This is a genomic window from Streptomyces sp. NPDC055103 (assembly GCF_053607625.1).
The window spans coordinates 58,513-70,205 of sequence record NZ_JBSGTX010000045.1 but is presented as its reverse complement, the minus strand read 5'-3'; the positions used below and the strand labels follow the sequence as shown (position 1 = coordinate 70,205).

Here is an 11,693-nt window from a genome sequence, read left to right as displayed (position 1 = left end):
ATCCACACCGAACCCGGAAGGCCCTCACCCGTTCAAGCAGTCTCAGCCGAGACCTGCATCACCCGTCCACAACCTCCCGGGGCAATACACCTAGGAGACGAAGCCCACGACGCCGAAGCCCGGGCGCGACTCGACGTGGCGGAGCCAGCCCATGACGTCCATCACGGCGTCGACCACCTCGGGCTCCAGCGGCGGGGCGTGGCCCGCCTGCTTGGTCTGTTCGAACTGGGCCAGCGCCTCCAGGCACTGGTCGTGCGTCCACTCGCCGCAGCGCGGCAGGTCGGAGGAGGGAACGCCGGCGGGGAAGCCGCCGCCGTAACCGAACTCCGCCACCGACACGGCGGTGATCCGCAGGGCGCGCAGTCCCTCGTCGACCAGTTCGAGCCAGTCGCCCCGGAACGGGCTGAAGCAGGAGTTGTCGAGGAAGGACCCGGTCAGGGAGCAGAGGCGCTTGTAGGCGTAGCCGTACTGGAAGGCGTACCGATCGGCGTCCTCGGGGAAGGGACCGCCGTGCACCACGGTCCTCAGCGCCTCGTAGGCGGTGGGGGCGCCGTCCGCTATCTCGGAGGAGAACCAGCTGTCGTCCGACGCCAGGTCGCCACCGAAGCTGTCACGGACGACCTGGAGGAGCTGGTCGTCGCGCGAACCGACGAGGGCACGCGCTGCCTTGGGATCGATCAGGTACACGCTCAGGGAGGAACTCATGTGATCACGTTAGCCATCGCCACTGACAACGTGGCGGTGGGCTCGGGCCGGCCGGTCGCGGCCCCTGGCGGCAGCCGAGAAGCCACATGCGGCCGGTGCCGGTCTCGTGCACGATGACGGGATGGACCGCCCGCTCGACGTACCCGAACTCGCCGCCGAAGGCGGCTTCACCCTCCGGCCTTGGCGCCTCTCGGACGCCCCCCTCGTGCGCGAGGCGTCGCAGGACGCCTACATCCCGCTGACCACCACGGTGCCCAGTCCCTGGTCCGCGTCGGCGGCGCGGGCGTTCGTCGAGCGGCAGTGGGAGCGGGCCGCCTCGGGGGCCGGGTATCCGTTCGTCATCGTGGACCCAGAGGGCCGCCCCGTCGGCAACGTCGGGCTGTGGCTGAGACACCTGGCGGAGGGCCGCGCCACCCTGGGTTACTGGGTCGTCGGGTCGGCGCGGGGCCGGGGCGCCGCCAGGACCGCCCTGCGGGCCGTGGTCCCCTGGGCCCTGAAGGACCTGCGGATCCCACGGCTCGAGCTGTACGTCGAGCCGTGGAACACGGCCTCCGTCCGCACCGCCGAACACGCGGGATTCCGGCGGGAGGGACTGCTGCGGGGGTGGCAGGAGGTCGGGTCCGAGCGCCGGGACATGTTCATGTACGCGTTGCTCGACGTCGACGTGTGACCCGTCAGGCGTAGGGGTCGAAGGCGATGCCGGACGGTTTGGCCTTCGCCAGGTGGGCGGCGAAGTTGCCGTCCTTCAGCCCGAAGACCGCGCTGCCGAAGTCGGCCTGGGTGAGCTTGTCGCGTACGCCCGCGGGGTAGCCGTTCCAGCCGACCAGGCTCGGGAACTGCCAGGTGTGCTGGTGGTTCTCGGGCGGCTCGTCGTTGGAGTTCGCGGGTCGGAAGCAGTGCGTGCTGATGCCGTCCTTGTGATAGACGATCTTGGGATGGGTGCCGTCCCAGCGGATGCGGTCACGGCCGTACACGGAGAAGCCTCCGTGAGCGGAGGTCGACACGTACTGCGCCTGATTGTTCTGCACCCACACCACGACGTGCTCCCAGTCGTGGCGGTGTCCCCCGAGCCCGCTGCCGGCGACGGCCTGGTCCTTCTCGAAGTACAGGCCGTAGATGATCGCGCACCAGCCGTTGTTGCACTTGTAGCGCGCGTACCCGTTGGTGTTGGTGAGGTCCCACGCGTCGCGGCACTGGCCGTTGAGGGCGCCGGAGGGATTGAGTCCGCCGTTGAGCGTCCCGTCGGCCCCGATGGCGGGGGTGGGGTAGCAGCCGTCCGTGTCGTAGTCGTACGCCGGCTGGAACGTCTGCTCCAGACCGTCCGCGTTCGCGGGGAGGGCCGGGGGCGGGGCGGCGAAGGCGCTGCCCGGCAGGGCGATCAGCAAGGCGAGTGAACTGCCGAGGGCGAGTGCTCCCTTGGCGAGGTGGCGCGTGATCCTCACTCCGACTCCCGGACCTGGACTCGACGATTCGACGGCGCGCGGCACGAGGGCGCGCGACGCATGGGCGCGAGTGGCATGCCCATTCCAAGGGGTGGGGAATCATGCAGGGGCGTGGCAGATCGACGGGAACGCGGGGCGTCGGGACGTCACGGCGCCGGGAGGCAATGGCGTCAGGACACTGGGACGTCAGGGCGTCAGGGCGTCAGGACACTGGGACGTCAGGGCGTCAGGGCGTCAGGGCGTCAGGGCGTCAGGGCGTCAGGTCATGACCGCTCACGCCACGCCGCGCGGGCGGAACTGGACGCTGACGCGGGGTCCGACGGCGCGGGCCGTCTTCGGTACGGCGTGATCCCAGGTCCGCTGGCACGAGCCGCCCATCACCACGAGGTCGCCGTGCCCCAACGGGAGCCGCAGCGCGACGGAGCCGCCGCCACGAGGGCGGAACGCGAGGTCGCGCGGATCCCCGAGGGAGAGGATCGCGACCATCGTGTCCCGCGCGGCGGAGCGGCCGCTCCGGTCTCCGTGCCAGGCCACGCTGTCGCGTCCGTCGCGGTAGAGGCAGAGACCCGCGGTGACGAAGGGCTCGCCGAGCTCGGGCGCGTAGTGGCCGCTGAGGATCTCGCGCGCTTCGAGAAGCGCGGGGTGCGGGAGGGGGACGCCCTCGCGGTAGTACGCGAGGAGCCGCGGCACGGCGACGACACGGTCGTACATCTCCCGTTCCTCGGCCTGCCACGGCACGCCCGTGACCAGCTCCTCGAACAGCGCGTCGGCACCGTGGAACCAGCCCGGCAGGTGGTCGACCCACGCACCGCCGTCGAGCACGGTCCGCCGGAGACCGTCCAGCGGACCGGGCCCGATGTCGGCACCCTGGCCGAACAGGGAGCCCTGGAGCCCGGGAAGGTCGGCCAGGTCAGGCAGGTCGGACAGGGCATGTCGGCTGGGCAGATCGGGTCGAGGTACGGCGGTCATGACTCCAGCATAGACCCATTTTCGAACACGTGAACGAATCCACAGGGAGCCGTGCCGGCCGTCCGCGCGGAACTCGCCGCCGCCCGCCGCATCAGTCGCCGGTGAAACCCCAGAAGCACAGTTCCGCCGGGTGGCCCTCGGCGCTGTAGACGACCGTGCAGCAGCCGGAGCCGCGATCCGTCGGAGGGAACCAGCCGTCCCCGGACCGCTTCAGGGCCTCCTCGACAACCTCCCGCACGGGGTGGGCCGTCCCGAACAGCGCGACGACCTCCGCCGCCTCGACCACCCTCACGTCACCGGGCTCCTCCATGTCCTCCTCGCAGCGGACCACGCGCGCGACGTCCAGAACCGAATGCGCCGGCTCCTCCTCCAGCCAATCGCTCGCCGTCAGCGCGGCCAGCGTCTCGACCCCTGCTTCCCGGTAGTACGCGGCGCCCTCGGCGAAGACCGTCTCGCGAAGCTCGTCCAGCGCCTCGCACGCGCTCTGCCGGAAGGGTGTGAAGTACGACCATCTGCTCGCTCCCATGCCGGCGAACCCTACTCATGGCCTCGGACAGTCGTACTTCCTCGCACTCGGACTCAGCTCAACCTCAACCTCAACCTCAGCCTCAGTTGCAGGTGCAGGTGCAGGTGCAGGCTCCCGACCGAGATGATCAGTGAGGCAGAGTAAGGCCCATGACTACGTACGAGACGATGTCGTTCCGCCTGGAGACCGAGCGGCTGATACTCCGGCCGTGGGCCGAGTCGGACGCCGCCGAGTTCCGCGCCCTCATCGCCGAACGGGGCAAAGGGGCGTCCTCGGTCGAGCACCTCCGGACGGCCATCACGGAGCTGCTCGCCGCGACGGAGACCACGGGGATCGCCCTGCTGCCCATCCAGCGCCGCGACGAAGGCGACTTCATCGGCTACTGCGGATTGATCATCGGCCGCGCCACCCTCGACGAGCCGGAGATCGCGTACGAGTTGTTCCAGCACGCCCACGGGCGCGGCTACGCCACCGAGGCGGCCGCCGCGGTGCTCGAAGCCGCTGTCGCGACCGGGCGGAAACGGCTCTGGTCGACCGTCGGCACATGGAACACACCGTCGCTCCGTGTCCTCGAGAAGCTCGGGTTCGAACGGGATCACCTCTCCATGGAGGAGAACGGCGAAGTCGTGTGGCTCACGCGCTCGTTGCCGTGATGCTCGGCCACCTGGGGTGTCTGGGGCATCGGCAAGACACCCTCTAGGACGAGGTACCGGTGGGCGCGCCCGTCGCGGGTGAGAGCGACGTCGCGGCACTCGGCTTCCTGCGGCGCGTCATGCTCACACCGGTCAGTACGATCACCATCCCCGCCACCGCTCGCGGGCTGAAGGGCTCGTCGAGTACCGCGAACCCCAGGACCAGTGACACCACCGGCAGGAGATAGCCGACGGTCGCGGCGTTGGTGGCGCCCTCGTCGGCGATGATCCGGTAGGTGAGATGGAACGTGATCCCGGTGGCGAAGATCCCCAGGATCACGACGGCGATCAGGCCCGCCGGGTCGATGTCGGCCGGCGGGCCGCCTCCGAGCGGCAGGCCGAGGCCGGTCAGTACGGTCGCGGCGACGAGCTGGGCCGAGGAGAGGGAGAGCGTGGCGAGGCCCCGCCCCACGAGGTGCCGTCCCATGTAGGCGAAGCCGATCGCGTAGCTCGCCGCCGCCGCGACGATGGCCAGGGCACCCCAGCCGATCCGTCCCGCGCCCTGCCAGGGGGCGAAGATCACCACCACCCCGGCGAAGCCCAGCAGCAGGCCGCCGACCCGGACGGGGCGGGGTCCGCGCTCCGTACCGAGGGCGAGGCCGAGCAGGAGGGACCAGAGCGGGGTCGTCGCGTTCAGCACTCCGGCCAGTCCGGAGCCCACGGTCTGCTGCCCCAGGCTGAACAGCGCGAAGGGCAGGGCGTTGCACCAGAAGGCCGCCACGAAGACATGGCCCCAGACGGCCCGACCGCGCGGGAGGCGCCGCCGGGTCACCAGGCACAGGGCGAGCAGGGTGCCCGCGCCGAGGAGGCAGCGGACCACGGTGACCTGGAGCGGAGACAGGGCCCGCAGCGCCAGCTCGATCCAGAGGAACGTCGATCCCCAGAGCAGGGCGAGGACCCCCATCCGGGCCCCGGCCCGCACTCCGCCCACGGCACTGCTCTCCATGATCGGTCTCCCTCCCCGGCAACCAGCCGGTTTCCACTGGTCCGCCGGTCCCGCCGATGCGGTCGGCACGCGTCGGCCCGGTCGAGCCCGTCGATACGGTCGGCCGGGCGATCGGGCGAGTCCGGCCAGTCCGGTCGATCCGGTCGATCCGGCTGAGGAGGGCAACGATGCCGCCCCATCACCCTTCAGCACCATCACAAGATGGTCCATCACCCTTAAGCTCAGCTACATGCTTGATGTGAGGCGGATGCGGATCCTGCGGGCCGTGGTCACCAGCGGCTCCGTGACCGCCGCGGCGGCGGAGCTGGGGTACACGCCCTCCGCGGTCAGCCAGCAGGTGGCCGCCCTCGAGCGGGAGGCCGGGATCGCGCTGCTCGAACGGGTCGGCCGCGGGGTGCGGCCCACGGCCGCGGGCCTGCTCCTCACCCAGTACACCGCGACGATCAGCCGGAGCATCGCCGAGGCCGAGGCCGCACTGGCCGACCTGCGGGCCGGGCGGACCGGCAGTCTCGCCGTCCGGTATTTCGGCTCGGTCGGTCCCGCGCTCGTGGCCCCCGCCCTGGCCCGGCTCCGCCGGGAGCATCCCGGGGTCCGGCTCGACCTCACCCTCGGTCGCCGGGCCCAGGGCCGTGTCCGGGGTCGGGGCGCGCGGACGCGGGTGACCCGCGCCCGTCACCCCGCCGCGGGGTCGCCCGGGCGGTCGATCCGGTAGACGTAGTGGGAGCGATCGTCGATCGGGTTGTCGGGTTCGAGGGAGGCCTCGGCTACGCGGTGGAGGCCCGCCTTCTCCAGGGCCCGCCAGGACGGACGGTTGGCCGTGTGGACGGGGACGATGATCGCGGTGGCCTCGGGACGGTCGGTCCAGGTCGCACCGACGACCGCCCGGATGAGGCGCGCGCCGTGGCCCCGGCCGACCAGCTGCGGTTCGCCGATCAGGTAGTCGAGGGTCATCGCGCCGTCCGGTACGTCGACCTGGGCCGCCAACTCGGCCTCGTACTCCGGGAAGTCGGTGAGGCAGCAGCGCTGGACGAGGCCGATCGGCCTGCCGTCGAGGAGGACGAGCAGGTCTTCCGAGGGGTCCTCGCCCCGGGCGGCGGGCCCGAAATCGCGCGCGACGGCCTCGGGCGCGGTCTCGTGGTTCCACCAACGTGCGACGTGCGGCTGGGCCAGCCACTCCCCCAGCTGCGGGAAGTCGGCTTCGCCGAGTCGGCGCCAGGTGATCATCCGAGGTGCTCCCCAGGTCGACGGCGTCTGACGTACGCGACGAAGCGTAGGCGCGGCAGCGGCGGAGCGTCGGGCGAAATCGCGTTTCGCGCCGTGCGTCGGACGCCCTACTGTGACGCGGTGACGACTCGGATGATCATTCTCAACGGTGGTTCCAGCTCGGGTAAGTCCGGGATCGTGAGGTGCCTGCAGACCGTGCTGCCCGATCCCTGGCTGGCGTTCGGCTGCGACTCGTTCGTCGACGCCCTGCCCGCCCGGATGCAGGCCTCGGACGGGGGAATCGCGTTCGCGGCGGACGGCGAGGTGACCGTCGGGGCGGACTTCCTCGCGCTGGAGGCCGCCTGGCGGGAGGGCGTCGCGACGATGGCCCGCGCGGGCGCGCGGATCGTCATCGACGACGTGTTCCTGAGCGGAGCGGCGTCCCAGCGGCGGTGGCGGACGGCACTCGGCGACCTGCCGGTGCTGTGGGTGGGCGTGCGGTGCGAGAGCGCGATCGCCGCGGGCCGCGAGGTCGCCAGGGGAGACCGGATCCAGGGAATGGCGGCGGCGCAGGCGCTGTCGGTGCACGAGGACGTGCACTACGACCTGGAGGTGGACACGACGCACACCGAGTCGTTGGACTGCGCGCGGGCCATCGCCGCCCGTCTCGGCTGACCGCCGGGCCGGCTCGCCGACGCCTTCGCCGGCGTCGTCCCCCACCGCTCACAGGAGCCGCGCCCGGATCCGTTCGCCTCGACGCCGACGCCCGGAGCGGCTGGGCGTAGGCTTCGGTCGGTATCGATGCGGTGGGGGGCAAAGCGTATGGCGACTGGGGCGGTTCAGCGGTGGGGGTCGACCCTCGACTCGGTCGTCGTGTACGCGCAGGGGGCCGTCTGCCTCCGGCGCGCGCGGGGTGTCGTGCCGTCCGACGGGCGGGTCCGGGTGCCGGGGCTGCCCCGCTCGCTGGACCCCGGCTCGCTGCGGGCCCGCGTCCTCGGAGGTGCCGGGGTGCGTGTGACCGAGGCGCGGGTGGAGGTCGAGGCGGAGCCGCTCGGCGCCGTGGCGCCCGACGGGTTGCGGCGTGAGGTCGAGCGGTTGCACGACATCCGCGCGGCGGCCCAGGGGCGCCGGGACCGGCAGGCGAGCCGCATCGAGGAGATCCAGGCCCTGCGCCCGGTCGCACCGGCCCGCAAGCGCGACGATCCGCACCGTCGTACCCCGGTCGACGCGTGGCTGGAGCTCGCCGACTTCGTCGACGACCGGCTGACCGGACTGCACGCCGGCCTCGTCGAGCTGGAGGAGGCGCTGCGCGTCGCCGAGCACGAGCTCGAGGTCGCCACCGACCGGTTCCACCGTGCCTCCGACGACGCCCCGTCGGCGCATGTGGAGACGTCTGTCTGCGCGGTCCTGACCCTCGTCGGGGCCGACGCCGCCGCCCAAGACGTGGAGGTGGAGGTGGAGTACGGGGTTCCGGGTGCCGTCTGGGTGCCGACCTACCGTCTCCACCACCGTCAGGGCGACGGCACGGGACGTCTGGTGCTGCGCGCCTCGGTCGCCCAGCGCACCGGTGAGGACTGGACCGGGGTGCGCGTCGCCCTGGCCACCGCCGACCTCCGGCGCCGTACCGACCTGCCGCGGCTCCGCTCGATCCGGGTCGGACGCCGTCAGGCCGCCGCCGCGCCCTCCGGCTGGCGCGAGCCTCCGGCGGGCCTCGCCGACCTGTTCTCCGGCTACGACGCCGCGGGTCCCCGTCCTGCCGTCGGCGGGTCCGCGGCCCGGCGCGGAGCGCCCGGCTCCGCACCCGGTTCCGCTCCCCCGACGCCAACGCCACCGCCACCGTCTTTCGCGTCGGCATCGCAGGGTTACGGCAGCGCCCCGGGCGCGGTCCCCGCACCCGGCGGCGCCGCAGGAGGGTTCCCGGAGGCGTTCGGTAGCGGGGTGCCCGCCGCCACCGGGGTGCCGCCCGCTCTCGCCGCGCCGGCGCTCACGGGTGCCCCCGCGCCGCGGGCACGCATGGCTCCCCCGGCGCCGGCGCCGGTGGCCGGTCCGCCCGTGCCGAGCGGCGCCGAGCTCGACTACGCCGGACTGGCCCTTTCCGGGCCGGACGAGCGGGGCGCGCGCAGGGGCCGGCTGTTCCCCGACGCCCCCGCCGATGCCGTGGCGGTCGAGTACCGCCGTCGTGCCGAGGCGGTGGCCGCGCTGCCGCTGCCCGGGCACGCCGTGCGGCCCCGGCAGTCGGCCGGGTCGTTCGACCACCGCTTCGACGCCACCGCCCGCGCGGACATTCCCTCGGACGGCACCTGGCACACCGTCACCGTCGGCGAGATCCCGGTCGGTCTGCGCACCGAGTACGTCTGCGTGCCGTCCGTGGAGCCGACGGTGTACGCGACGCTCGTCCTCGACAACGCCACCGGCCAGGCTCTCCTGGCGGGCCCGGTGGAGGTCACCGTCGACGACGACTTCCTGCTGACCGCCGCGCTGCCCACACTCGCCCCTGGCGCTGTCCGCCGGGTGGGGCTCGGGCCCGCCGAGGGCATCCGGGTCACGCGCCGGACGAACCTCCGTGAGTCGACCTCGGGCCTGCTCAACAACACCACCGTCCTCGACCACCGCGTCCATGTGGAGCTGGCGAACGCGCTCGCGAGGCCCGTCACCGTCGAGGTCCGTGAGCGGGTGCCGGTGACCTCCGAGCCGGACGTCCGGATCGAGGAACGCGCCGACTGGACGACACCCGCCGCCGACACGGGGGCCGATCGCCATGCGCCGGGCACCCGCGTCTGGCGGGTGGACCTGCCCGCCGGTTCCACCACCGCCCTCGACGGCGGTTACGAGATCCGCATCCCGACCGGCAAGGCCCTGGTCGGCGGAAACCGCAGGAGCTGACACCCGCCATGTCCACGGCACCGAAGCCGATCGCCCTCCCCGTCACCGCCGTGACGTGCCTGGAGGACCGCGCCCACGTCGAACGCTCCGCCGTGCTCGACCTGGTGGCCGGGGTCCAACGGCTGCGTCTGGGGCCGGTCAGCGGGCTCGCCGTCGACCGCACCCTCCACGCCGAGCTGACCTCCGATCATCCCGCCGCCGTGCTCGACGTGCGGGTCGTCCGCGACTGGACGCCGCGCGGTCCGCTGGCGCCGACCGACGACGACTCCGCCCTGCGGCGCCGCGTCCACGCCCTCGAAGAGGAGCGGGTCGAGCTGGAGCAGCGGCGCGACCGGCTCCGGGCCCGTCTCGACCTGCTGGGCCGGCTCGCCACCGACGTGCTGCGGGAGATCGCCGAGGGCGCCGGTCACGGCGAGAGCGAACGGCCCCGCTGGGCCCGCGAGCTGAACCGGGTGGACGAGGAGCGCGACGAGCACGCTGAACGACTCCGTACCGCGGAGGCGCGGTTGTCGGTCGTCGCGGCCGAACTCAAAGCCTCCCGGCGGGCCATGGATCTCGCCGAGGAGGAGCCCGCCGAGCTGGTCGGTCATGTCGAGCTGACCGTGGAGTCCTCGGCCGCCGGTCCCGCCGCCCTGCGTCTGAGCCATCTCACCCCGTGCGCGCTGTGGCGTCCGGCCTACCGGGCCGTCCTCGACGGGGAGTCGCTCACGCTGGAGACCGAGGCGGTGGTCTGGCAGCGCACCGGCGAGGACTGGTCGGACGTACGGCTGACCCTGTCGACGGCCAGGTCGGCACTGGCCACGGCGCCGCCTCGGCTCGCCGAGGACCGGCTGACGCTCACGGAGCGCTCGGCGGCGGAGCGCCGTACGGTCGACGTCGAGCTGCGCGAGGAGGAGATCGGGAGCCTCGGACCGGCTCCGGTGCTCGGCCTTCCGGGGGTGGACGACGACGGCGAGGCCCGGGTCCTGAGGTCGCCCGCGCCGGTCTCGGTGCCCGGTGACGGGCGCGCCCACCGCGTACCGCTCTCCGCGTTCACGACGGCCGCGCACCGGGAGCACGCCTGCTCCCCCGAGCTGTCTCCCCTGGTCACCCAGGTGGTGCGGTTCGACAACCTGTCCGGCCATGCGCTGCTCGCCGGGCCCGTGGACCTGGTCCGCGACAGTGGTTTCGGCGGGCGCGGCACGCTGGACTTCACCGCTCCCGGCGCCGCCGTGGAGCTGGCCTTCGGCAGCTGCGACGACTACCGGGTCGTCCGGCGTACCGAGGAGGCGAGGGACACCACCGGGATCACCCAGCGGACCGTGGTGACCCGGACGGTCCGGCTGCACGTGTCCCGGTTCTCCGCGCCTGGGGTGCGCGGCGAGCGGGTGGTCACCCTCCGGGAGCGGATCCCGGTGCCGGAGGTCTCGGCGGTGGAGGTGCGTCTTTCCCAGGACGCGTGCTCCCCGGCGCCCACGGAGGTCGACGCCGAGGGCATCGTCCGCTGGGACGTCGCTCTTCCGCCCGGCGGCCGGCGCACGGTGACCCTCGTCTACGAGCTGTCGGCGAGCTCCAAGGTCACCGGTCTCTGACCCGGCCCCGTCTCTGACCCGGCCCGGTGGGGGGAAAGCCGGCGGCAAGCGTGCGGTGGGCGACCATGGCGTGAAGCTCTGAATGGTGCTTCACTTCTTCCATGGCCTACCGCAAGACCCCCGCGGAGACGCGCCGGCTCGAAGACGTCCGCGATCGCCTCGTCGCCCGGGCCACCGAGGTCGTCGCCGAGGTCGGCTGGGCGCGGGCGTCCGTGACGACCGTCGCCGACGCGGCCGGGATCGCCGCCGGGTCGGTCTACCAGCACTTCCCGTCCAAGGGTGCGCTCGCCGTCGAGGTGTTCCGGCGCGCGTCAGGGCGCGAGGTCGAGGTGCTGGGCACGGTACTGCGCGGCGACGGCGACCCCGTCGAGCGCCTCGCCCTCGGCGTGGAGGCCTTCGCCCGGCGCGCGCTGGAGAACCGCGGTCTGGCCTACGCGCTCCTCGCCGCGCCGGCCGAACCGGCCGTCGGCGCCGAGCGGCTCGCCTACCGCCTTCGCTACCGGGCCCTGTTCACCGAGACGATCGAGCAGGGCATGGCGGCGGGGCTGCTGCCCGCTCAGGACGGGCGGGTCACCGCCGCCGCCCTCACCGGGGCGATCGGCGAGGTCCTCGTCGACCCGCTCGGCACCCCCGACGAGGGCGGCACCGAGGAGCTCCTCGTCGAACTGGTCGCCATGGCCCTGCGCTGCGCGGGCGCCGCGCCCAGGCCGTGACACACGCGCTCCCTTTCCACCACTCGCCCTCTGGAGGAATCCG

12 protein-coding genes and 1 pseudogene are annotated in these 11,693 nt (G+C 73.1%); 7 read left to right on the top strand and 6 right to left on the bottom strand.

What is annotated here, in order from left to right; all coding sequences use genetic code 11:
- Window positions 1–90: 90 nt before the first annotated feature.
- The gene (locus tag ACWFR1_RS26260) at window positions 91–705 is read right to left on the bottom strand and encodes a DUF7691 family protein (RefSeq protein WP_453555155.1); all 615 of its coding nucleotides are present in this window, start codon (window positions 703–705) and stop codon (window positions 91–93) included.
- Window positions 706–826: 121 nt separating this feature from the next.
- On the opposite strand from ACWFR1_RS26260, the gene ACWFR1_RS26255 reads away from it, so the two are divergent.
- Window positions 827–1,375 carry a GNAT family N-acetyltransferase gene (locus tag ACWFR1_RS26255; protein ID WP_453555153.1) on the top strand — a complete coding sequence of 183 codons (549 nt, stop codon included), beginning with the start codon at window positions 827–829 and terminating at the stop codon, window positions 1,373–1,375.
- A 4-nt stretch (window positions 1,376–1,379) separates the two neighbouring features.
- On the opposite strand, the gene ACWFR1_RS26250 is transcribed toward ACWFR1_RS26255, so the two are convergent.
- From ACWFR1_RS26250 to ACWFR1_RS26240, 3 genes are all read right to left on the bottom strand, one after another.
- Window positions 1,380–2,147: an NPP1 family protein gene (locus ACWFR1_RS26250; RefSeq protein WP_453555151.1), complete on the bottom strand. Its 768-nt coding sequence runs from the start codon at window positions 2,145–2,147 to the stop codon at window positions 1,380–1,382.
- Between the two features lie 273 nt (window positions 2,148–2,420).
- A complete protein-coding gene (locus tag ACWFR1_RS26245) occupies window positions 2,421–3,116 on the bottom strand; it encodes an alpha-ketoglutarate-dependent dioxygenase AlkB (protein WP_453555149.1) in 696 nt (231 codons plus the stop codon).
- A 91-nt stretch (window positions 3,117–3,207) separates the two neighbouring features.
- Window positions 3,208–3,642 carry a hypothetical protein gene (locus ACWFR1_RS26240; protein ID WP_453555147.1) on the bottom strand — a complete coding sequence of 145 codons (435 nt, stop codon included), beginning with the start codon at window positions 3,640–3,642 and terminating at the stop codon, window positions 3,208–3,210.
- Window positions 3,643–3,791: 149 nt separating this feature from the next.
- Between ACWFR1_RS26240 and ACWFR1_RS26235 the strand changes: the two genes are divergently transcribed.
- Window positions 3,792–4,295 (top strand): GNAT family N-acetyltransferase, encoded by a 504-nt coding sequence (locus tag ACWFR1_RS26235; protein WP_453555145.1) that lies wholly within the window; start codon window positions 3,792–3,794, stop codon window positions 4,293–4,295.
- A 43-nt stretch (window positions 4,296–4,338) separates the two neighbouring features.
- Here the strand turns inward: ACWFR1_RS26235 and ACWFR1_RS26230 are convergent, their stop codons facing one another.
- Window positions 4,339–5,280: a DMT family transporter gene (locus tag ACWFR1_RS26230; protein WP_453555143.1), complete on the bottom strand. Its 942-nt coding sequence runs from the start codon at window positions 5,278–5,280 to the stop codon at window positions 4,339–4,341.
- 229 nt (window positions 5,281–5,509) lie between these two features.
- On the opposite strand from ACWFR1_RS26230, the pseudogene ACWFR1_RS26225 reads away from it, so the two are divergent.
- Window positions 5,510–5,890, top strand: a pseudogene (locus tag ACWFR1_RS26225) (LysR family transcriptional regulator); the annotation flags it as partial.
- A 62-nt stretch (window positions 5,891–5,952) separates the two neighbouring features.
- Here ACWFR1_RS26225 and ACWFR1_RS26220 read toward each other — a convergent pair.
- Complete coding sequence (locus ACWFR1_RS26220; protein WP_453555141.1) at window positions 5,953–6,504, bottom strand: GNAT family N-acetyltransferase; 552 nt, start codon at window positions 6,502–6,504, stop codon at window positions 5,953–5,955.
- 132 nt (window positions 6,505–6,636) lie between these two features.
- On the opposite strand from ACWFR1_RS26220, the gene cpt reads away from it, so the two are divergent.
- The 4 genes from cpt (at window position 6,637) to ACWFR1_RS26200 (ending at window position 11,650) form a co-directional block, all read left to right on the top strand.
- Window positions 6,637–7,158, top strand: coding sequence for a chloramphenicol phosphotransferase CPT (gene cpt / locus ACWFR1_RS26215; protein ID WP_453555161.1), 522 nt, complete (start codon window positions 6,637–6,639; stop codon window positions 7,156–7,158).
- 147 nt (window positions 7,159–7,305) lie between these two features.
- Window positions 7,306–9,366: a DUF4139 domain-containing protein gene (locus ACWFR1_RS26210; RefSeq protein WP_453555139.1), complete on the top strand. Its 2,061-nt coding sequence runs from the start codon at window positions 7,306–7,308 to the stop codon at window positions 9,364–9,366.
- An 8-nt stretch (window positions 9,367–9,374) separates the two neighbouring features.
- Complete coding sequence (locus ACWFR1_RS26205) at window positions 9,375–10,937, top strand: DUF4139 domain-containing protein (RefSeq protein WP_453555137.1); 1,563 nt, start codon at window positions 9,375–9,377, stop codon at window positions 10,935–10,937.
- Between the two features lie 101 nt (window positions 10,938–11,038).
- Window positions 11,039–11,650: a TetR/AcrR family transcriptional regulator gene (locus tag ACWFR1_RS26200; RefSeq protein WP_453555135.1), complete on the top strand. Its 612-nt coding sequence runs from the start codon at window positions 11,039–11,041 to the stop codon at window positions 11,648–11,650.
- Window positions 11,651–11,693: the final 43 nt, after the last annotated feature.

Excerpts from the sequence above, each read along its gene's own strand:
- ACWFR1_RS26260 (WP_453555155.1), bottom strand. The coding sequence starts at position 705 with ATGAGTTCCTCCCTGAGCGTGTACCTGATCGATCCCAAGGCAGCGCGT.
- ACWFR1_RS26255 (WP_453555153.1), top strand. The coding sequence starts at position 827 with ATGGACCGCCCGCTCGACGTACCCGAACTCGCCGCCGAAGGCGGCTTC.
- ACWFR1_RS26245 (WP_453555149.1), bottom strand. The coding sequence starts at position 3,116 with ATGACCGCCGTACCTCGACCCGATCTGCCCAGCCGACATGCCCTGTCC.
- ACWFR1_RS26240 (WP_453555147.1), bottom strand. The coding sequence starts at position 3,642 with ATGGGAGCGAGCAGATGGTCGTACTTCACACCCTTCCGGCAGAGCGCG.
- ACWFR1_RS26235 (WP_453555145.1), top strand. The coding sequence starts at position 3,792 with ATGACTACGTACGAGACGATGTCGTTCCGCCTGGAGACCGAGCGGCTG.
- ACWFR1_RS26230 (WP_453555143.1), bottom strand. The coding sequence starts at position 5,280 with ATGGAGAGCAGTGCCGTGGGCGGAGTGCGGGCCGGGGCCCGGATGGGG.
- ACWFR1_RS26220 (WP_453555141.1), bottom strand. The coding sequence starts at position 6,504 with ATGATCACCTGGCGCCGACTCGGCGAAGCCGACTTCCCGCAGCTGGGG.
- cpt (WP_453555161.1), top strand. The coding sequence starts at position 6,637 with ATGATCATTCTCAACGGTGGTTCCAGCTCGGGTAAGTCCGGGATCGTG.
- ACWFR1_RS26210 (WP_453555139.1), top strand. The coding sequence starts at position 7,306 with ATGGCGACTGGGGCGGTTCAGCGGTGGGGGTCGACCCTCGACTCGGTC.
- ACWFR1_RS26205 (WP_453555137.1), top strand. The coding sequence starts at position 9,375 with ATGTCCACGGCACCGAAGCCGATCGCCCTCCCCGTCACCGCCGTGACG.
- ACWFR1_RS26200 (WP_453555135.1), top strand. The coding sequence starts at position 11,039 with ATGGCCTACCGCAAGACCCCCGCGGAGACGCGCCGGCTCGAAGACGTC.